The organism is Microvirga sp. BSC39 (genome assembly GCF_000739015.1).
Taxonomy (GTDB): Bacteria; Pseudomonadota; Alphaproteobacteria; order Rhizobiales; family Beijerinckiaceae; genus Microvirga.
Genome location: NZ_JPUG01000077.1, coordinates 108950 through 130306 on the forward strand (window position 1 = coordinate 108950; position 21357 = coordinate 130306).

General features: G+C 56.9%; 17 protein-coding genes. 8 read left to right on the plus strand and 9 right to left on the minus strand.

Features of this window, described 5'->3' with window-relative positions; translation table 11 throughout:
- The first annotated feature begins 1 nt into the window (after window position 1).
- From pglX to MA07_RS22815, 7 genes are all read left to right on the plus strand, one after another.
- Window positions 2–3769: a BREX-1 system adenine-specific DNA-methyltransferase PglX gene (pglX, locus tag MA07_RS29780; RefSeq protein WP_152568985.1), complete on the plus strand. Its 3768-nt coding sequence runs from the start codon at window positions 2–4 to the stop codon at window positions 3767–3769.
- A 102-nt stretch (window positions 3770–3871) separates the two neighbouring features.
- Window positions 3872–6400 carry a PglZ domain-containing protein gene (locus MA07_RS22790; RefSeq protein WP_036357317.1) on the plus strand — a complete coding sequence of 843 codons (2529 nt, stop codon included), beginning with the start codon at window positions 3872–3874 and terminating at the stop codon, window positions 6398–6400.
- On the plus strand, window positions 6397–8505 hold the full coding sequence (brxL, locus tag MA07_RS22795) for a BREX system Lon protease-like protein BrxL (RefSeq protein ID WP_036357318.1): 2109 nt from the start codon (window positions 6397–6399) through the stop codon (window positions 8503–8505). The genes MA07_RS22790 and brxL overlap by 4 nt, the downstream gene beginning before the upstream one ends.
- A gap of 49 nt (window positions 8506–8554) precedes the next feature.
- Window positions 8555–8854 (plus strand): hypothetical protein, encoded by a 300-nt coding sequence (locus MA07_RS22800; protein WP_036357319.1) that lies wholly within the window; start codon window positions 8555–8557, stop codon window positions 8852–8854.
- Window positions 8854–9483, plus strand: a complete 630-nt coding sequence (locus tag MA07_RS22805; protein ID WP_036357320.1) for a hypothetical protein — start codon at window positions 8854–8856, stop codon at window positions 9481–9483. The genes MA07_RS22800 and MA07_RS22805 overlap by 1 nt, the downstream gene beginning before the upstream one ends.
- 391 nt (window positions 9484–9874) lie before the next feature.
- Window positions 9875–11029 (plus strand): HNH endonuclease signature motif containing protein, encoded by a 1155-nt coding sequence (locus tag MA07_RS22810; RefSeq protein ID WP_052003444.1) that lies wholly within the window; start codon window positions 9875–9877, stop codon window positions 11027–11029.
- Window positions 11030–11053: 24 nt separating this feature from the next.
- A complete protein-coding gene (locus MA07_RS22815) occupies window positions 11054–11593 on the plus strand; it encodes a hypothetical protein (protein WP_036357321.1) in 540 nt (179 codons plus the stop codon).
- A gap of 10 nt (window positions 11594–11603) precedes the next feature.
- Here the strand turns inward: MA07_RS22815 and MA07_RS22820 are convergent, their stop codons facing one another.
- The 9 genes from MA07_RS22820 to MA07_RS29785 all read right to left on the minus strand — a co-directional run bounded on the left by MA07_RS22820 (window position 11604) and on the right by MA07_RS29785 (window position 19894).
- Complete coding sequence (locus MA07_RS22820) at window positions 11604–12488, minus strand: hypothetical protein (RefSeq protein ID WP_036357322.1); 885 nt, start codon at window positions 12486–12488, stop codon at window positions 11604–11606.
- Window positions 12485–13381: a hypothetical protein gene (locus MA07_RS22825; protein ID WP_036357323.1), complete on the minus strand. Its 897-nt coding sequence runs from the start codon at window positions 13379–13381 to the stop codon at window positions 12485–12487. The genes MA07_RS22820 and MA07_RS22825 overlap by 4 nt, the downstream gene beginning before the upstream one ends.
- Window positions 13382–13383: 2 nt before the next feature.
- Window positions 13384–14556 carry a type IV toxin-antitoxin system AbiEi family antitoxin gene (locus MA07_RS22830; RefSeq protein ID WP_200879419.1) on the minus strand — a complete coding sequence of 391 codons (1173 nt, stop codon included), beginning with the start codon at window positions 14554–14556 and terminating at the stop codon, window positions 13384–13386.
- 1098 nt (window positions 14557–15654) lie between these two features.
- Window positions 15655–17121: a DnaB-like helicase C-terminal domain-containing protein gene (locus tag MA07_RS22835; protein WP_036357325.1), complete on the minus strand. Its 1467-nt coding sequence runs from the start codon at window positions 17119–17121 to the stop codon at window positions 15655–15657.
- A 201-nt stretch (window positions 17122–17322) separates the two neighbouring features.
- Window positions 17323–18129, minus strand: a complete 807-nt coding sequence (locus tag MA07_RS28085; RefSeq protein WP_052003445.1) for a DUF1376 domain-containing protein — start codon at window positions 18127–18129, stop codon at window positions 17323–17325.
- Window positions 18126–18485, minus strand: a complete 360-nt coding sequence (locus MA07_RS22845; RefSeq protein ID WP_036357326.1) for a hypothetical protein — start codon at window positions 18483–18485, stop codon at window positions 18126–18128. Before MA07_RS22845 ends, MA07_RS28085 begins: the two co-directional genes overlap by 4 nt.
- On the minus strand, window positions 18472–18798 hold the full coding sequence (locus MA07_RS22850) for a hypothetical protein (protein WP_036357327.1): 327 nt from the start codon (window positions 18796–18798) through the stop codon (window positions 18472–18474). Before MA07_RS22850 ends, MA07_RS22845 begins: the two co-directional genes overlap by 14 nt.
- A 263-nt stretch (window positions 18799–19061) precedes the next feature.
- Window positions 19062–19325: a hypothetical protein gene (locus MA07_RS22860; RefSeq protein ID WP_036357329.1), complete on the minus strand. Its 264-nt coding sequence runs from the start codon at window positions 19323–19325 to the stop codon at window positions 19062–19064.
- Between the two features lie 89 nt (window positions 19326–19414).
- Entirely contained in the window at window positions 19415–19894 is a 480-nt protein-coding gene (locus MA07_RS29785; protein ID WP_152568986.1) for a hypothetical protein, read from the minus strand.
- A 526-nt stretch (window positions 19895–20420) separates the two neighbouring features.
- Between MA07_RS29785 and MA07_RS22870 the strand changes: the two genes are divergently transcribed.
- A complete protein-coding gene (locus tag MA07_RS22870; protein ID WP_036357331.1) occupies window positions 20421–21347 on the plus strand; it encodes a LysR family transcriptional regulator in 927 nt (308 codons plus the stop codon).
- Window positions 21348–21357 lie beyond the last annotated feature (10 nt).

Consider the following 21357-nt stretch of genomic DNA (forward strand, 5'->3'; position numbering starts at 1 on the left):
CATGGCTTTCGACCAGGCGACGCGCAATCGCTTGCAGCGATTTGTAAATGAGGCGCGCAAAACTCTAGAGGAGGAGTTCGCCCGTCAGCTGCAGCTCGACTACGGGCTTGATCCCGCTTCTGGCACAGTCACGCCTATAGAGAATCTGCGTCACTTAAACGATGCTCAGCGGGAAACGGCTCGCATCCTGCGTGATACGCTTGCTCACTATTGCGCAAGCCCCGGCACGGATACGGCTGCAGGCCTCGACCGGATCGTCCGCGAACAGGCCTTTACCATCCTCAACCGGCTGGCGGCGCTGCGTATGGCAGAAGCGCGCGGGCTGCTGATCGAGTCAGTAGGAAACGGCTACAGGGCAAAAGGCTTTCAGCTCTATTCCCGACTAGCTAACGCCGGCCTTGGTGAAACCGGGGACGCTTATCGGATGTATCTCTTAAGCATCTTTGACGAGTTGTCGCAGGACTTGCCGACCCTCTTTGATCGATACTCGGCACAAGGGCGCCTGTTCCCACGTGAGGCGGCGCTGGTTCAGCTTCTGTCTCTGATCAATCACGGTGAGATCGATCCTCTTTGGACTGAGGACGAGACGATTGGATGGATTTACCAGTACTTTAACTCGAGAGAGGAGCGCAAGGCGATGCGCGATGCGTCACAGGCGCCGCGCAACAGCCGGGAGCTTGCCGTTCGCAACCAGTTCTTCACGCCGCGCTATGTGGTCGAGTTCCTGGTCGATAACACCCTGGGGCGACTCTGGTTCAACTGGACGGCCGGACATACCTCGTTACGCGATCGCTGCCAGTACCTACTGGTGAAACCGGATGAGGTGCCCGCTTCTCTTCACCGACTGCGCGACCCGCGGACGATCAAGCTACTCGACCCTGCCTGCGGCTCAATGCATTTCGGCCTATATGCCTTCGACCTTTTTCTGGAGATCTACCGCGAGGCCTGGGAGTGGGAGCAGATGCACGGCCCAGGTGCGCTTGATACGGAAACTGGCGGCAGCCATGATCTGGAACCGCTCAGCCGGACCTATGCGGACCAGGATACCTTCCTGCGCGATGTGCCACGGCTGATCATTGAGCAAAATATCTATGGCGTCGATATCGACCCGCGAGCGGCGCAGATCGCCTCGCTTGCACTGTGGCTACGGGCGCAGCGGGCTTGGCATGAGGCCGGTGTAAAGGCCAAGGAACGACCGCGCGTTGGAGAGGGCCAGGTGGTGGCTGCCGTAGCGCCCCCCGCCGAGGTAGATTTGCGCAAGCAGTTCATGGAGGAACTCGCCCCCCTGGATGCTGAGCTGTTCGAGCAGACGCTGTTCATGCTCAAAGGTCTGCCTGAACTGGGAGTTCTGCTTCAGGTCGAAGAGGAACTGCCTAGGTTGATCCGTAAGGTCTATGGTGAACATGGCGCTCTGTTCCGAGCCGAGGACATGGCACAGTGGCAGAAGGCCGAGGCGCGGCTGCGCGAGGCGCTCATGGACTATGCTCGCGCGGCCAGGTCCACCTACCAGGGGCGTCTGTTCGCTGAGGATGCGTTGCAAGGGCTCCGGATGATCGATCACTGTCGCGAAGTCTATGACGTTATCGTGATGAATCCGCCGTTTGGGCAACCGACCGATGTTGCTTCTCAGTACCTTGAATCTCGAGATAGCGACGGCTGGAAGGACATATATGCTGGCTTTTTCGAGCGGGCTATAGTTTTGAAACGGAGTGGTGGCCTAATCGGAGCAATCACTTCATCACAGTTCTTCCATACGCGGCAAATGAAGAAACTTAGAGAGGATCTGATTGTCAACGAACGGCCACTTGCGATCGTTGATTTAGGTAAGGATGTTCTCGACGATGCCGCGGTCCAAACTGCTCTTACGGTATTGGCGGATCCGCAACGAAATGCGGTTATGGCATATGCAGATCTTTTTGAGATCGAGAGTAAGGACGCTGAGCTTCTCGGGAGGATCACCAGCGGAACCTTACAATATCTTCCTTTGAGGGACATCGCTGCAATTCCGGGACGCCCACTATGTTTGCATGCCTCGCCGCAAATTTTGCACCAATGGAGGCTTGATAAGCCTCTTGATCCGGAGACGGTCACTGTAGCAACTGGGAACCATACTTTCGATGACGAGAGATTTTTGCGTATTTTCCCGGAGCTGGTGCACCCAGCTACCGATTGGATCCAATATGAGAAGGGCGGGGAGTTTCAGCCGTTCTTCAGTCCATCGAGCATTTTTGTTCGATGGTCAGGTTCGGGCGCGCAACTTAGAGCAATGAACATCGCGGCTCATGGCGGTGACTCGCAAGTTATGCAAGCCAGTAAGCATTGGGGCAAAATTGGTCTCTGCTTTAATCATGTCAGTAGCGTCGGCTTTTCGCCGAGAGTTTTGCCCAAGGGAACAATGTTCTCATCGGAGTCCATCGCTATCCTATTACATGAAAGGCGAGAAGCCGATGACAGTGTATTGCGGAACAAATATCTAACGCTGCTTGGGTTTCTTTCATCAACTGTGGCTCAGGAACTGGTTTACGTATTTGGGCGCGTTAGGAAAATTGAGAATAGAGCGGTCTCGGGAATTCCGATCTCTTTCCCGCGTCTTGAGCAACAGCAAGAAGCCCTAGCCTCGGCAGCGATGAAAGGAATATCGATCTCTAGGCGCCTCTCGTCCTTTGACGAAACATCTGCGTGCTTCGTCATGCCGGAAAAGATCGCGCAGGTCCTGTATCACGGTGTAACCCGAACATCTCTGAAAAGAGACGCAGAGGAACTCTACAATCAGCTAGACGATATCTGCAATCGTATTGTCGATGTCTCAGATGGTGACATCCTTGCAGAACGGCGAAGCAGATTGGTGGGGCAGTTCTCGTTACTTAGGGCGAACCATTCAGAGCGGCATCTCAATGATGAAATCCTATCATGGGCGGTTGGCGTCGCCTTCGGCCGTTTCGACTGGCGTCTTGCCACCGGCGAGCGGGAAGCTGCGCCTGAGCCTGACCCATTCGATCCTCTCCCGCCTAAGAGTCCCGGCATGCTGCCCGACGGTGCTACGCCATTCCATGCCCACCATGGGATCTTGGTGGATGACCAGGGTCATCTACATGACCTGCCCAGGCTGATCGAAGAAGTCCTTGTGCGTGTTAATGCCGAGGTCCCTGAAGACGTGCGCCGCTGGCTGCAAAGCGACTTCTTTCCTCTGCACCTGAAGCAGTATAGTAAGAGCCGTCGCAAGGCCCCGATCTATTGGCCTCTGTCGACCACTTCTGGCAGCTACACGCTCTGGCTATACTACCCGAGCCTAACCAGCCAGACGCTTTACACTGCCGTTAACGATTTCGTCGAGCCGAAGCTGAAACAGGTTGCCCGCGACGCTACCGCGCTGCGCGACAAAGGAAGTGCCCGCTCGCGCGACGACGAAAAGTCTTTGGAGACGCTGCGGAGCGTGGAGCTCGAGCTGATCGAGTTGCGCGACAGCTTACTAAGGATTGCTCCGGCCTATCAACCAGACCATGATGACGGCGTTCAAATCACTGCCGCGCCGCTATGGGAACTGTTTCGCCATAAGCCATGGCAGAAGGTGCTAAATGATACCTGGGCCAAGCTGAAGAAGGGTGACTATGACTGGGCGCATCTAGCCATGGTGTATTGGCCCGACCGCGTACGGGACAAGTGCAAGACCAACAAATCGCTGTCCATCGCTCATAACCTCGAAGCGCACTATCTGCCTGATCCAACCACAGAGCGTGGCGGGCGTAGGAGGAATGGGGGCAGAAAATGAGTATGCAGTATAGTGTAGTAGCGCTCACTTATTTCTCTTACTCTCTACTGCATCGCAAAGCACCTTATCGTATTTATGTATCTCTAAAAGAGCTTTAGTTCGATGAGCATTTCGAATTTCATCAAGGAGCACATCCTTCTTCCGCGCCTCAGGCGGGCGGGATGCATGGTTGTCTATGATCCCGAGCACCGCTATCGCGACCAATGCCTCAGTTTGGCGAGCGACCAGATGGTCATCGTGGACGCCTCTGGGAGTGGGATTGAGGCGCGTCAGGCGGCCCTCGCTGCTCTGGTTGATCTTGGCAAGCCCGACCCGGCCATTGAGGGTGTGCTCATCTATGTTCCTGCCCGTAAGCCCGACACTGACGACGCGATGCAGGTTGATCCGTTTTCCATATATTGGAAGTGCGGCGCGGTCTTTCCTCAAGACGATGGTGACGAGTATCTGAGCCTTTGCCTTCGTGCGCGTCCGGATCATATCACCGAGATTAGAAAGGCTTTCTCCGCCACCCCATCAGGGCCGGCATTCTCGGTTATTGATGCCATTGGTGGCGGAGGAAGCTGGCCCCACCTCCGGTCAGCATTAGGTGTCGAGTCAGGGCGCGAAATTCTGACCGCTCTTCTCGTACCTAGTGATAGGCAGTCAGCTGAGCTCAAGAGCCAGGAGGGGTGGGCTGACGAGGCGCGCGAGTTTCTCCGCGCGACGTTGTCCATGGCGGTGAAGACGCGCGGCAAGACATGGGGTGCGTTAGCCGATGAGCTTTGGCGGTTCATTCTGTTCAGTGAGTTCGTGTTCGATCTACCAGGGGCGTTGCCGGAGTCCCTTAAGGGCGTACCTCACGCGCCTGTTGAGGCGCGCCCTGTGGTCGAGGATGTCTGCGAGCGCCTGCGCAATGATCCGCGCTTGCGGTCGGCCTATATCGAGCGTGCAGAAACCATAGAGGCCGAACTCGATCTCCAGAAGCAATGTGCCTCAATCGAAGACCTAGGGGAGCGTGATACCTTCCCGTTTGAAGAGCGAACTTACCTCAACGTCGCGATCAAAGGAATCACGACAGGTGATGTGGATGCTGCTCGCAAAGTCTTAGCAAGGCATAAAAACTCGGTTTGGCTCGGCAAGGGTGAGAGCCAGGCGCAGTGGGAGCTGGTTCGGTCCGGGCTGAATCTTATTGAGGCTTGCGACGACTATGAGCGGCAACTCGCAGCTCGCGCGCGCACGCAGTCAGAGCTGATCGACTTCTATGTAACTACGCTCCGTGAGGTCGACCGCTTGCATCGGGAGTTCGAGCAGGCTGTTGGGGAATTTATCGATCCACATAGCTTGATGCATGAGGTCATCCAGCAATCTCGCCATCGCTACCGCCGGCTCGCGGAGAAGGTGCAAGCAATCTTCATGAAGCACTTGGCAGCAACCGGTTGGCCGCCGGCGGAGCGGCTTGCAAATGCAGAGACATTTGACCGCTTCGTGGGTTCGCGTCTGAAGGCCTCAGGGCGTCGGGTGGCTTACATCTTAGTCGATGCTCTCCGCTACGAACTCGGGGTCGCGCTGGAAAAGATGCTGGCGGAAGACGGGCCGGTTGAGTTCCATGCCGCTTACGCGCAATTGCCCACGATCACACCGGTCGGCATGGCAAGCTTGCTGCCGGATGCCCACTCGCAGCTGACGCTGTCGACGGAAACCGGGGTGCTTGTCCCTAAGTTTGGGGGGGTGGCCGTTGCTAATGTTGGCGCTCGCATGGACGTGCTTCGAAGTAAGTTCGGTGATCGGTTCAGCGAAATGCCGCTCGGAGACTTTGTTCGCGGGAAGTCTAAGATTTCAGCCACCGTCGATTTGTTAGTGCTGCGGTCAACGGAGATCGATAGCCAGCTTGAGAACAATCCAGAGACGACCCTTGGATTGATCCCGTCAACGCTCAAGTTTGTGCGCCATGCGGTTCACAAACTGAAGGGCATGGGCTTCAACGACGCCGTCATCGCGACCGATCATGGCTTTTTCCTGAATGCGCAGGCAGATCATGGTGATGTTTGCGCTAAGCCGCTCGGGAGATGGGCGATCAATGCACATGATCGTATGCTTCTCGGCACGGGCAACGAGGACAGCAATAATCTCGTCGTGGCTGCTGAGCGGATTGGCATCCGCACTGACGCAGCACAAGCAGCACTGCCGCGGAGCATGGCCCCATACAGCAACGGTCACCTCTACTTCCATGGCGGCGCCTCCTTGGCGGAGGCTGTAGTTCCGGTCCTTATCGCGCGACTGGATTCTGGGGGGCAAGCGGCCGTCTCTCGCTCTTCGGTCGAGCTCAGTTACCGCAATGGTGCGAATCGCATCACCACGCGCGTGCCGGTCATCGAAGTGGCGCTGATTTCGGACGATATGTTCTCGCGCGATATAAGCGTTGAAATCCTGTTGGAGGCCCATGATGCCAAGGGCCGTGTTGTAGGGGAACCGCGGCCAAGCGCGGATGTGAACCCTGCCACCCATACAATCACCCTTATGCCTGGCGATCGTAAGCAGATCGCCGTGGGCATGGACCGGGAGTTTGAGGGCAAGTTCCTGGTCAAAGCTCTCAATCCGACAACGCTGGCAAGCTATTTCATCCTTACCCTTGAAACGGACTACACCGTATGAGTGAGCACGACCAACTAGATACGAAGCTCCTGTCAGCTTTCGATGGAAAGGTGGTCCGTAAAGATCTCTTGCATCGGATCAAGAAGGGAACGAACGTGCCGACGTTCGTTCTTGAGTTTTTGCTTGCCCGCTTCTGCGCCAGCGACAGCCAGGCAGAGATCGATGCCGGAATGGAAGCCGTGCTTGCCACGCTTCAGGACAACTATGTGCGCCCCGATGAGGCGAATGCCGCGCAGTCGAAAGTCGCGACAAAAGGAACCCACCGCTTCATCGACAAGGTGCATGTGCGCTATATCGAGAAGGAGAAGCGGCACTGGGCATCCCTCGAGAATTTCAACTCTCAGCGGATCGCGATTGGCGAAAAGTTCTATCGCGACAATGACAGGCTCCTTGAAGGTGGAATCTGGGCAGAGGTCACGCTTACGCATAACGATATCGAGGAAGATGATTACGCTTTCTACATAGAGGATTTGCGCCCGATTCAGCTGTCCCGGTTTGATTTTGCTCGCTACGCCGAGGGACGAAACGGGTTCACACGCAATGAGTGGATTGACGTGATCATGCGGTCGGTGGGCTTGGAGCCTTCAAAGCTCGATCACCGTGTAAAGATGCATTTCATAGCGCGGTTAGCTGCGTTGGTGGAGCCGAACTACAACTACATTGAGCTTGGGCCCCGCGGAACGGGCAAGTCGTACTTCTTTAGCGAATTCTCCCCGTACGCCACGCTTATCTCGGGTGGTCAGGCAACCAAAGCAACACTGTTCTATAACAACGCCCGCCGCAAAGTGGGCCTCGTTGGCTATTGGGACACAGTAGCTTTTGACGAAGTGGGCGGCATCAAGGTTCGTGATCCGGACACGATTCAGATCATGAAAGACTTTATGGCGAATGGCCGGTTCTCGCGTGGCGCAGAGGTCATCGCTGATGCGAGCTTGAGCTTTGTCGGTAATATAGACCTCTCGGTGCAGCAGGTTGTCAACTCTACTGAATATGACCTGTTCCAGCCCTTGCCGCCTGAACTCGATCTTGCTGTGATGGATCGCTTTGCGGCGTACATCCCTGGCTGGGAAATGCCTAAAAACAGCAGCGCCTTTCTCACGAGCCGATATGGCTTTATTACCGACTATCTAGCAGAGGCTTTCCACTATCAATTCAAGCACACCAATCGGTATGAGGAAGTCAGCCGTCGCGTTCGCTTGGGCAAAGCCGTCGAGGGCAGAGACGAGAAAGGCATTAAGAAGACAATCTGCGCTTTCCTCAAAGTTCTGCACCCCAATGGCCCTCCGACCGACGAGGAGTTTGATGAATACGTCTCCTACGCGGTCGAATGCCGACGTCGCGTTAAGGAGCAAATGAACAAGCGCAAACCTGATGACGAGTTTGCGAAAATAGGGCTCTCGTATTTCGATGCAGCCGGGAAAGAGATTGTCGTTTATTGCCCGGAGTCCAAGGATGCCGAGGCGACCCAGCAGCCCGCGCGACGCCGCCTGCGGCAGAGCGGGGAAAACGCGGTGTCCGAGAGCGATAAGCCGAGTTCGCCAATTGTAGCAGAAAGCCCACTGCCATCGGCCGACACAACGGATGCTCCGTCACCCGTGTCTAACGGGAGGGTTCCTGAGTTGAGGGAGCAGCATTTTAGTATCCTCTATGGCGACACCGGTTATAGCTACGAGTCTATCCTTGGTCCATATTTGCGCGGCGCGAAGTCGGTGGTCATCGAAGACCCCTACATTCGCATGCCACATCAAATTCAAAACTTCGTCAGGTTCTGTGAGACTGTTCTTCGATACAGCGTTGCGAAAAAAATAACATTGATAACGAGCTACGACGACAAAACGCAACTAGCCGACATTTCGGAGAAACTCGAAGAGCTGAAGCAAAGTTTGCTCGAGCTAGACGTTGCGCTTGAGATCAATCTTAATACGAACATGCATGACCGGGAGATCAGAATCGACAACGGGTGGGTGATCAAGATTGGTCGCGGTCTAGACTTTTACCAAAAGCCAGGAGGCTGGTTCGAAGTGGGCTCGCACGATTTGAGCTTGCGCAAGTGCTTGGAAACGAAGGTCGACATATTCCGTGCCACAACCGGTACAGTCGCTTGAGCACCTTGCAGCTTTCTTAGCTGAAGGGCTTACCCAGAGAGAATAGCGTATGCCGACGTTTGAAGAGGTGACAGGGTCACTCGACAAGATCATGGGGGTGAAGGCGGTCTGGGGTCGCTCTTCGGAGCCTGTCATGTGCTTTGGATCGCGCGGTGATGAGGCTCTTAAGAATCCTGGTCATTTTCAGCAGGCTCGTGCGACCGCGGAAAAGGCGATCTTACGGCAATACCTTGTCACCATCGGGGGCGGCGCCGAAGTCAGTTCAGATTTGCGCGGTCGGGTTCTGGAGGTTGTCCGGGTGACGGGTGTGTACGGGAAACGAAAGCTTTCGTTCGCGATCCCGCCTTGATGGCCCGCCTGGCGCAGTGGCCGGTGGCGGTCGTGCTTTCAGAGGTCTACCGCATCGAGGGCGAACCGCGGCTGATTGAAGACCTCGGCTTTGCGGACAAGAACATCCTGAACAATGCCTATGACGGTGTGCGACGCGACGAAGCCTCTATGACGCAGCTTTGGGACGCGGTGCGCTCCGTGGAGGTCGCCCGTCGTTGGGATGTCGAGCCGCTGCTAGGCTTTCGTGATCCGGGAAAAGTCCAGCTCTGTAGTTCGCTCTACCCCAACGTCCGTGCTGGATCGGCGGAAGGGAGGCGTATCAGGAAAGAAATGGTCGATAAGGAGCGGGACCCAAAGCTTGCCAGGGCGGTGAAGGAGAACAATCGGGCACGCAATGGAGGCATCATCGTCTGCGAGGGCTGTGACTTCCGCGACGAGAACAACGTGTTGTTCGACGCTCACCATCGCGACCCCCTCGGTAAAGGACCCCGCTGGAGCTGCCCTGAAAGCTTCGCCGTACTTTGTCCGACTTGCCACCGCTGGTGCCACTACAAGGCCGCCGACATTCTTCAGCCTCTCAAAATTCCCACGTTGAGAGCAGTCCGATCCGGTGCAGTTAAGTTGGCTGCGACGGCGATCGCTGAATGACCGCTGCAGGCGCCCCTTGGCAAGGCGGGCTCTAGGCAGCGCCCCGAGCCGCCACACGTCTCGGCTGATACGGGCGACGATCCCCGGCGCAAAAAGGCTCAGGATTCACCACCAAAGCAGACCCTGCTGATCGCCTGAAGCCGTCGGCTGCCCTCCGCCTTTGAGGCGACGGACAGTTCCAGACGAAGCAGGATGATAACTCAAAAAAGCGAGCTCACGCAGAGACTTGCGAGGTTCTTGACTTGGCGCAGGCGCCCGGGCAGAATTCCTGTGTGCATGAGAGCATAAGGCGAGGCCTGGCACCCTAGACTACTGTCGCCAATTAAGAATCCAGCGCCAGTTTACTGGAAATGCTGATGAAATCCCGGAAACAATCTACGGAGGACGTGCAATGCACGACACGGATCCGTTTACGCGGACGCCAGCGCTGGACTCGATTGCTGAGCAGCCGCTTGAAGAAATGCTCCATTCATTCGAGAAGGAATGCGAGGTCGCGTTTAAGGAAGAGATCTATCTCGTTCGCGATAATGGCGCGGTGTTCAGGCGCTCCCGCCTGAATGGGCGACGCAGAAAGCTCGATGAGCTATGGACCTTCGGGACCCTCAACCGTCATTCGGGCTACTTTGAGATCGCGGGTGTTGTTGTACATCGGGTTGTAGCGACGGCCTTTCACGGACCAGGGCCATCGCCAGACCATGTCGTGGACCATATTGACACCAATAGGCTCAACAACCGTGCCGAAAATCTGCGCTGGGTCACGCGGCTAGAAAACATCCTTCTCAATCCCATCACGCGTGCGCGGATAGAGACCGCCTACGGCTCGCTTGACGCTTTCTTCGAAAACCCGGGTGCCCGTCCTATCCCTAATTGGGAGTGGATGCGGGTCGTTACGAGGGAAGAAGCAGAGCAGTGCCGCAAGCGTCTGGAGCAGTGGGCGCAGACGGCGAAAGTGGGTAGAGGCGGAGCGCTGGATGAATGGCTATACAAGCCTGCTCCTGAAAAGTCGCTCCCGGCCAGGATCAACTTCGTCTCCTCTCCGTTAGGAGAGATCCAACGAGAAGCTTCCGAGGTGCCGACCTTTTCGTCTCCGGTGGGTCAGGACGCCGCGCCTCCTCGGTGGCGGGGAGCCGTTGCTATGGCGCCAGAGCCGGAACCACTAGACATGCCCTCGCTTACAGCGAGCGCGATCCAGCGCAAGTGGCGGACGCCAACCGAGTTCCCGCAATGCCCTAGGGCTGTTTCTGAGGACGGTGTCGCCGGCTATCAGGCGCGGCTGGTGCCGGGCAGTGTTTTTGCCCGAAATCGTTATGGAGAAAGCACTGTGGTGGAGGCGGCCATTGGCCCCGATGGCATCCTATCCGTGGTCTGTAATAGCCCGTCGGGCGTCAAGGACTGGTCTCATGCCAAGGTGTATAATGAGAAAGAAACCTTTTGTCATGAGTCCGGCGGCACGTTCTTCACTCTGGAGGGCGCGATGAAAGCCCATTGCGTGACTATTGGCGCCCCGTTTGAGCAGTATGAGGGATCAATCGACGACTTTTGTTAGAGAGTCGATCTAGCGGGTGGGTAAATGCGGATCACGTTATCTAAGGCCGACATAGAGAAGTACGCCAGCACGTACGCGTACGAGGGCGACGAAGAGTTGGCCTCATTGATGATTGATGCACGCACGCGCGGTTTTATGACACGTAACGATCTTGAAGCAGTCGCGAGGTGGAAATGGCGCGGCGGACGAACTCGTCAGCTGGTAAGCGAGAATATGGATGACGAGGTCCGCGAAATAAGTCAGACCGCATTCTCGGCGAAAAGTGAAAGACTGAGAATTGGCGCGCTGCTGGCGTTACGCGGCGTCCAGTGGCCGATGGCGAGCGTTATCCTGCATTTCGCCTTTCCCGATCAAAATCCCATCCTTGATGTTCGTGCGATGAAAACTGTCGGGGGCTCCACACTATATATTTTCGAGAAGTGGCTCGCTCATACAGAGCTCTGCCGGCAGAAAGCGCAGGCCGGCAATGTCACGCTGCGTACTCTGGACCGCGCGCTGTGGAGTGCCGACAAGGCCCAGAATCCGAAGAGGCGGAAAGCGCCGCTGGCGCATGGCGACACGTGATTCGGATATTTCAGCGAAGCGGCTCGGCAGCACGTAAGGTAGCCTGCACCAGAGCAAAGAGCCGATGGTAGAGATAATCAACCTGGCTGTGACTGGTTATCGCTTCACGATCCGTTTCTGAGTGACGAATGCGGAGCTGATTGCCCAACTCCGTGAGCGCAACGGCATCCTGCTCCAGCGCAGCGCGAAGTCGGGGTGAATCCGGGCCGGATACGGAGTTAAGGAGGGACGAAATACCAGCCTTCTTTGCCGATCCGCCTAGGGTTTTCAGGCGCTCCCAAGCGTCCCATAAGGCTTCGAGAGATTCGCGCCGTATGTCGAGATCGGGATCGAGAAACTTCCGGCGTGACTTATCAAGCAACCGATCAAGCTCGGAATCGCCGGTGCGGAACGCGATGCGAGACAGTGTGTCGGCGAGCGCCAGGGGCGCAAGCCGGACGATCTCTCCGCCCTCGCTGAGCTCAAAGACAAGACCGTTGCGCCGGAAGATGCGATTGACTGAATCGCGAAATTCGGCGCGGCCACCCTCAACCTCAAAATTGAGGTGATGATGGCCAAAATAGGAGTGGTATGAGCCCTCGACCGGCTTTCCGACCGCCTGCCAGCAGAATTCGATCACGTCGAGCCCGTCCAGCATAGATGGCATGGCTGCGGACGGGTGCCACGGCTTTTCGTCAAGGTTGGGAATCTCGGAGCGCATCACCTGCCAGAAAGCAGTCTCATCGGTGCCGATCGGCCCACGTCCATCCGGACACATGGCTGGAAAGCGCGCCCCGAATGAGCCGTCTTCGACACGGCTGCGGATGATGGCGCGGATTCCATCCCAGACGGCTTGGTTGATTGTGTCGCGGTCGCGCGGAAGTGCGCCCGCTTCCCGATCACTAAAATAACTCATGTCTCGATGGCCTTAAGGAGGCGCGTCACAATGTCGGATGCGTCGCGCTGGCGCCGGGCGCGGCTTTCTCGGGCTTCTACATCGTCGTCTTCGCCCATCTCGAACTTGGCGACAGCTACGGGACCGTTCTTCCTGTAGCCTTCCGTGTCACGATCATCGGCGAAGTGCTTGGCAAGGAGACCGAGAACTTCCCCCACGACATTTTTGTGCTTCCCTTCTAGTGCGGCTTTAAACTTCGCGGCGGCAGATTGGATCCCGCCGTCGAAATGCTCAAGGCAGTAGACCAAGTCGTGAGCGTCCTTACGTTCGTCGCGTTGGTCGACGGCATAGGCTTTGAGGCAGGTGAAGGCGACCAGATCGGCATAGTGGAGGTTGACTGCCGCGACGCCGTTGTCGCCAAGCAGCTCGGCCCTGATCTCCCTCGTCTCATGGTGATCAAAAACTATCGATGAGTGCGGGATATTAAGTGCCGAGACGTTGCCATCGGTGGGCAACTCCATCACCTTCCCGCCTGATTTGGCGGGATCGTCGGCGAGAAGTTCGACGATGACTTTTATCCCGCCCGTGAACACTTCCCAACGCCAGGAGACGGCTCTTCCCGCATTGTTTGTAGCGCGGGTGAAGCCCAACTTTTTGAAGTTGTCTTCTAGTGTGTGATACGCGTCCGTGCTGGCCAACATATGAAGCTGGATGACAACATCCAGGTCTCCTGTACCCGCGTGGGCGGGAACATCCGGCGGGCGCTTTGCTATCAGGTAGCGCGGAGTGAGACCGCCAATCAGGTAGATTGAGTCTCGCCACGGCCCGAGGCCGCGGATTAGAGTTACAAGGACTCTCTCACAGTTCTCCGTGACGTTAGGATCGTATCCTTCGGCTGTTGTGGGTTTCGTCATGATCAGATCCTCAGTAGTTCTTTTCTTATATGCTCGGCCATGTCGCGGGCGCGCCCTTCGCCGCGAAGAAGGTCCAGATAGACCTGCACAGGGCTCGCGAGCCAGAGATTGTCTACCTTCTCCTTGAATAGGAATTCGCTTTGGGTCTTCGTTTCGAGGATGTCGACATTTGCGCCTTCCGTTACCGGGCGGGCATCAAAATCAGCCAGCATTTGCTCAACACCGCGTACAGGCGGAACGCGAATGGCGAGACGTGAATAGCTGGACAGGAAAGGGGCGTAGCGCTGTGCAGCAGCTTCCTGGGTCAGGGCATATTCAATGCGCTCGCCCTCGCAGTGCATTGCGATGCGGTGCGCCAACGCAGAAAGATCTCCCCCGGGCACATAATAGCGGCGGCGGGGCAACTGCCGCCGCGATGCTTGTATCTGCGTTTTCCACTCATTTAGAAGTCCCGGCGCGTTCGAAACACGGCGTTCTTTCGAAGGCCCCTGGCCACGTGCCGATACCCATTCCATCTTTTCCAGCATGGTGAGGGTCTCGGAAGCGGTGGCAGGGGATACTTCGGCGATGTGGGAGAGTCCCGTTACGCCCAGCCACTCGTCCTGCTTTATGAGCAGCGCGTGCAGGACTTGGGAGCGCTTCCCCGTAAAAAGAGTACGGACGGATTTTTCGAATGTCTTGGGAACGGGGCGGTCGATGTAAAGGTAAGCCCCTTTGGCTGGGATAAATAGACTTCCGCCGGTATCGAAAAAACCTACATCTTCGGCCTGGAGCAGCGCGCGAGCGCCCTGTGAGATTGAGTCGGCGGCAACCAGAGCAACGACTTGAGTCTTTCGTTCGTGGATATATGTGTTACGGAGATCCCGCATTTGCCATAGCAGCTGCCTAACGTCGCGGGGATAGACAGCCTTTTTTATTTCGACCAGGAGCACGACCTCCTTGCCTGCGATTTCAAGGTCGATGGCTGCATCGATCGTCCGTCCCATTCCATTGAAGGGATGCTCGACCTTGCTGATTTCAGCGTGCGCATGAGGGAGCGATTCCAGCGCTGACGTCAGCGCATCCAGTGTTTTTCGTTCTCCCTCAAACCTCTCTGTCATCACCCAATCTGCCTTTTTTGCTGCGCAGTGAATAACGCTCTTATGGCGAAATTTTACTAAAAAGGCAATATTCACTGTTCAGTGAAAACGTTCTGCGCAACGAAGGAATAGGGAGGGAGTTCAATTCTTCTCACTGGTTCAGAGGCTTAGGAGGCCCGGCGATTGGCTCGGTGGGTGAAAGCCGAGGCCGGTGACTAATGATATTAGCAAGCAAAGACAATGAGATAGTAGGTCTTCTTTTCAGTCTGTCTGGCGTGCCATTCCTTTCAGCATGCAAAGCGGCATCAGGCGGAAGCAACGGCTGATCCATCAGGCCCCAACCGAGGCGTCCCGCCCCTCCATCTGCCGTGCCGTAGCCTTAATCATGTTAGCAATCCGAAACGTGACTCTGGATACAACCGGAAATGCCGGCCCACTTAACGGTTGGGCCTCCCTGTCAGTCCGGTTAATCACTGCTCATTGCCTGATCCCTCAATCCCCTTTTATTCACGTATAGACCTGCCCAGCATTTTCTCAGTGCTGGAGATCAGAAATGTGAGCGCTTGCCGGTCCGCTTGGTAGCAGGCGTCCATACCCCGCCAGTAGGTCGCCCAGCGCATCCACTTTGGCTTTCTGGGTAGCTTTTCCAGCAGGTTCGGGCTCCCTCCAATCCGAGCTCGCGCTTTGCGAGCGCGCCGACGGGCCTGCTCGCCTGCGCCTTCCCGCTGAACGGCATAGCCCAAGCTATGGGCCTGCCGGGACGCGAATACACAAGCGCCTGGGGGAAGATACAGATTCATCACCCGCCGGCCGGTCTGCGGGCACACAAACCACCACCGGCGGCCACCATAGGGCAGGGTCGTAGCTACCAGTCGGATGCTCTGGCTTGGAAGGTGACTGAACCTCCCATAGGGGTCAAAGCACGTGATGTTGACCAGGTGTAAGAGGCCAGCATCCTCGCCGAGATGGGCCCGATAAGCTACCTGGCAGGACGGCCGATTGTTGGACCACATCCATTGCCATGTACCTGACTGGGTATAGCCTGAGACGTGGCCGCCCCGGGTGAGGTGGCGGACATCAAGAGTGATGCTGTTTTCAACCGTCGGGCGCCCGCCGCCACACCTTGCCATTCACTTGCTCCCGAATCCTAAATTTTCTGGCAAACCATACAACCGAGTTAACAGGTGGGGTGTCCTAGCCGGTGGAAGGCATGTGGTTGAGACCAGCATAGCCGGGGTAATCCGCCGAGCGGTATCGGCCCGATTGTAGGTCGAAGGTCATCTTAAGCTTGCACGGGTAGCCCAGCTCCTCGAACCGGCTCTTGCGCTGATAGAACTCCGCTTCCGTGTTGCGGCCATTCTCGTCAATGAACTTCGGCCGGTGCACGACAAAGCCCTGATCGACCATGTTGTCCCAGTTCTTCGAGCCAGAGATATCCTCCAGCTCCGGTGCTTTGCCTTTACGGGATGCATCCATTTTAGCTGGGTGTGCAAGAACTTGGAGGTGACAGTTCATGTCATGTGCGAAGGCATGCAGGGTGCGCAGGCAGCGCCCGATGTATTCAGTCTCAGTCTCATTGCGCTCGCGCGTCGCCTCTAGCCGGTTCCACGGGTCGACCTGAATGATGCGTGCGCCGTGTCGGACCACAGCGACTTCGGCCATGTCCAGGAACCACTCCAGTGACGGCCGTTGCTCCGGGTGCAGAAGCCAAAGGAAGTGATCGTTGATCCAGGCATCCGCCGCCCGAACTTCCCGGTCTGACAGGTTGCCTTCCAGCTTGCCTGCATGGAGTTGCCGAAGCGTGCGGCGGTGATGCGGCTTGGCCCGCGTCTCGAAGGAGGCAATGGCGGCCGATAGCCCGTAATCCCTGCAGATCTGATACCAGATTTGCATAAATAGCGTCGTCTTGCCGTGCCCGGGGTGTCCTGTGACCACGCTCAGCGTGCGGGGCGCGAGATGAACCTTGCTCTCCCACTCGGGAAAGCCAGGATGCCAGAGCGTCAGGGGAGGAAGTTCCGGCACCTCGCTCAGCCGGTAGACACCTTCAATTGGCCACGGCAGAGCACGGTTAGTCACCATCTCGTGGAGCGCCGCTGCTCCGTGCCGGCGCAGAACATCATTGGCGTCCTTGCAGCCCTCTGGCCACTCGACATAGTGGCAGCGGGCAGGGCCGAACAACTGCACCATGTCGGTACGCAGTCCGAGGCCTACACCATCATTGTCGCCGCACCAGACGAAGCGCTTCACCCGGCCAAGACCACTGCGCAGCGCCTCCTCGACATAGGCATAGCCCCGCAGCTCTGTTGGTGCATCAGCTGGGCGTGAGCGGGCGCCGTTTGGCACGCTGATGACCTGTTCAACCGGGATGCCGGCCTCGACGAGGGAGGCCGCATCGATCTCGCCTTCGGTGCCGTAGATCGTCTCCGAGCCCGCGGCACGTTCAATATTCCAGAACTGGAGCCTGCCACCCTTCTTGGACGTGAAAGCCTTCACCGGAAAAGCTGCTGCCTTCCAGTTCACGACTTCGTCGCCAGTGCGGTAGGCAAACACGAGTGCCTCGCTCTGGCCGTTCAGCTCAGGGAAGAACACCGTAGCGGAGCCGACGTCGAGCCGCTCCAAAGTCGCCTGGCTGATACCACGCACGTTCTTGGCGTAGGCCAATGCCGTTGGACTGATTGTCGAAGGCACCACCGCTCCAGTCGCAGTGCCAGCAGTGGAAGACTGCCCCATCATTCTGAATCCTCACAGAAAGGCATCGATCGAATTTCTTGCGGCGGGTGGGCGAGCACCGGGGACATTGGGTGCGGTGCTCGCCAGGGCGGCTGGGAACAACAATCCCGAGACCACGAAGGCGCTCCAGCATCACCATCCGACCATCTCACCCGCTTCGTTCAGGAGTTCGCCCAGACAGCGCCAGTGCCGACCGTCGCGTTCAACGATGACACCGGTGGCCCGGCGTTCAGCGACCCAGGAGGGCACATGTGGGCTGGGGCGAGGCGAGGGGGCCTTGCCACTTTGCTGCCGGTTGCGAATGATAGCACCAAGATACTGACCGGGTTTTGCCGCCTGCTCGGCCCCATCCAGCGCTCGATTGGCCTCGATGAAGTCGTGCCCAGTCAGCGCCAGAAGCTCTGTGCAGCGGGAGCGGCTGATCCCTTTTTCCTCAAGGTCATTCAGACGAGCCCAAAACCGGTCCTCCGCCGAGATACTGGCTAGATCGGACGGCGCGTTCTGACTCTCTCCCTTATGTAGTTGTGATTGTGGTTGTGATTGTGGTTGGCCCAGCCGGGCTTCGGCATTGCCGGCTTCTTGCTGAAGCATTGCTCCAGCATCGGTTTGCTTTTGCTTTGTTCGGCCCGATGCGAGGCCGCCTTGGCGTCCCGCTACGGCGCGCCTCTGGTACTTCTCCTTTGTAGTCGCGAGTTCCTCCTCGATCCGCTTGTGCCGCCAGCCGGGCTGGAAAAAGTCGGCAAGGGTCGAGCGGATTTCCATCCATTGGTCCAGCGGCAGGCGGACAATGCGGGCGAGTTTCGTATCATCAGAAGGCAGGACTTCATTGCGCCAATAGTGGATGATGAGCATGAGGTAGGCTCCATGCTCGAGGGTGCTCAGGTGCACCGTGTCGGCGAGGTAATCGCCGGGGTAGAAGGGCATCCAAGGGTGGCTCATGCCGCCTCCTGCGCCAACATCCAGGCCCGGTTGAGCCAGGCTGAGAGGCGATTCAGTTGGGGCGCCCACGCGATGATGTCTTGAGCTTCACGCTGCTTATCTAGGATCAGGAAGAGGAAGGCGCGGGCGCCATCCACTTCATTGTTGCCGTGACCACAGAAATCAAAACCGGCGTCGTCGAAGACCACATAGCCCGCGCGGACCGGAGCGGGGCTCAGCAGGGTAGGCAAGGGGGCGCCGTACCTGGCTAATTCACCACGCTCGCGGCGGAGGAGATCCTGGCTGGCCCAGAAGGCGCCTGCAATCTGAGCCGAACTTGTGCTGTGGGTACGAGCGAAAAGACTAGCCGGCATCATTGAACGTCTCCTTCAGATCGACACCGGTGATGATGATCCCGCTATGCAGCACATAGCGGACCCCAAATCCGCGACCGTCGGTACTCTTTGTGCGAACAGTCTTGATGCCGATCCCGGCCTTGCGGAGCTCGCAAATAAAGCGGCTTAAGCTTGGCCCCATCAGATTGGCAGGCGTGCACCCCACTTTGCCGGCGTGCATGAGGCGGATCAGAATCCACGCGAGCTCGGCTTCAAGTTTGAGCTTCAGGCGCTCGTCGATATAGCCGCGGATTTCCTTGAAGGGATTGTAGAAGATCGGGTTTGTCCTAAGCATGGGGCACCTCATGAGACAGGCCAGAGAGTTCGACAATCAAAGCCGCTGCGATGGGGCTGACATGAGAGCGTCGGACAATGGTACGGACTGCTGGGATAGCCAGCAGTTCAAGATCGCGTTGGGGATTGATGCGCTTCGGGCAAGCGGAAGCCTTGCGCCGCTTGCGCCGTGTGCTAGACAAGTTCTGCATTTGAATTCCTTTGCCCCGCCGGAGCGCGCCTCTTGTGGGGCTTTTCTTTAAGGCGCTGGCGTCGAGAAGTTAATTAGGCCGTCACCGGACGGCTCTGACGTGCGGCAACCCAGTCAATGAGATCGCCAGCCCGCCAACCGAGCTTTCTGGCGCTGAGTTGAATAGGCGCGGGTACGCCGCCGCTGCGATAGAGCCGACGGAGATGGACGACGCTGAAGTTGAGGAAGGCTGCTGCTTCTGCGGTGTTCAGGACGCGATGGCGGGAGATTTCTGTCGGAAGTTGATTGAACTGCTCAAGCTGGTTGAGCAGTTCAAGCTTAGTAAGAATGGACGTCATGGTGACCTCTCGTGAGGACCGAGTTTGTCCCAGTGGCACAATGGGTCAGAGTGACTGTTCGTGATTACGGGCTCGGTGTTACAGAAAGATCAGGGACGTTCATTGGGATTGGAATGGAGACTTAATCCCAAAGCCTCCTCCACTAGGTGATTGGCCAACTCCTCGGCTTTCTGCTGCCGTATTTCGAGTGGCAGCTCCTTGATCTGAGCTGCAAACTTGGGCTCCTGCATCTCATAGGCCTCAAGAGCGGCAGGATGCTTAACCTTTTTCGATCGGAACGCCTTGTCCCATTCGATGATCGTTGCTTTCAAGTCCTTGGATTTTGCGCCAGAAATTCTGCTAATTTTCTTATGGTGTTGAGCTAGAAATGCAGCTGCCTTCTGCTTGTTCCTGCCTGCTGCGACTAGAACAACTAGAGCTAGCGCAATGAAAGCTCTCTGCCGTCCTCTCTCACTCGTATCTGGGGGCCTTACAGGAAACCTAGTGGGTTTAAGTGCAGGGTGCTTTGAATCATGAAGCAATGGATGGATGGATCCGACCTCCAAATCGCCGATTGCCTCTGCAAGCATGTAGAATGTATCTGCTTGTCCAGCTGGCGCTCCTAAACCCTTCAATAGCTCTCCGACAGCGCAAAGCGCATCAGAGCAGCGAGCGCGAGCGGAGTTGACATCGGGGTTAGATAGTACTCCGCTGCCAAGCGCTTCGGAGATTGCGCCCTTAAAGGTGCGGAGCTGACTCAAACCATTACCCATTATTTGTCCTTCCGTGAATGCGAAGAGCCTTTTGATCTCACGGATTGTCACCTGCTTTGGTTGCAGCTGCTTTAACGGATTATTGGTTATCTTTTGATCTTGCTGCTTTTTCTCTCATGAAAGAGCCAAGTTTCTGACTTTGTTAGGATCCCTCCTGGGGCCACGTGGGTGGACTATCGTCAACTCGTTGACGCATGGACCAGGTGAGTGACCGGCACAGTCGCTTGAAGCTGAGACCGGAGCTCTTTGGCTACTATGTATCGCAAGAGAAAGTCGGTCAGAAGGCGAAGCTTCACATTCCTGAGGTGGTCGGTATCTTCGGGCAGCAAGGAAGATGTCCGCAATGAAGCTCGCTAATCTCGAAACGTTTGTGCATCTCGCGCGCCTTCGTCATTTCGGACGGACTGCGAAACACCTTAACACGACCCAGCCTGCAATATCGTCTCGCTTGGCCGCTCTTGAGCGGGAATTGGGAGTCCAGCTGATCGATCGTGAAGGGCGCGAGTTTCATCTCACCCCGGCCGGTCACGAGGCGCTGCGGGTGATCAAAAAGATGCTGACTGACTTCGATAACCTAAAGTTAGGTTTTACGGACCCAGAAAGCATCCCTGTCACTTTGCGGATCGGTGCCATCGACGCGATCGTTCAGACGTGGCTTCCGCGCCTCTACGACCAGCTGCGACAGACCTATCCAGGTTCGCAGATCGAGATCGTTACGGACTCAACCTTCAGCCTCAACCAGCACCTGAAAAGTGGTGAACTGGATATTGCATTCTGTCTCGATCCTGTCCTGGAGGAGGGCTATCGCAGCTTTGTCGTGTGCTCCTATGCGATGGCCTGGGTTGGAAGCCCGAAGCTTGTGGAGCGCGATCAGCTCTATTCAGTCGCGGAACTAGGAGCCATGCCGCTCATCACGTTCCCACGTGGCTCGCCGCCGTATCGGATGATCGCGCCCTATTTCCAAGACGAGAGTGTTCTTGCTTCCCAGTTGTCGAACTCCAATTCCCTGCCAACCATGATCCGTCTGGCTCTCGACGGTTTCGGAGTGGCTGCTATTCCTACCATCGTGGTGCAACGGGAGCTTGCATCGGGCGAACTGGTTCAAGTCCAAATCAACAAGCCTTTTCCACCTTTGACATTCATTGCGAGCTACTGCCCGGTTCCTGGGTCTCTTTTGACTGAGAGAGTGGCGGAGTTGGCCCGGCGAACCGCAGCAGACTTTTGCGCTGAGGCCAATCCAAGCCTTGCTTGGATTGATAGAGGTAGTTGATAAATAATTT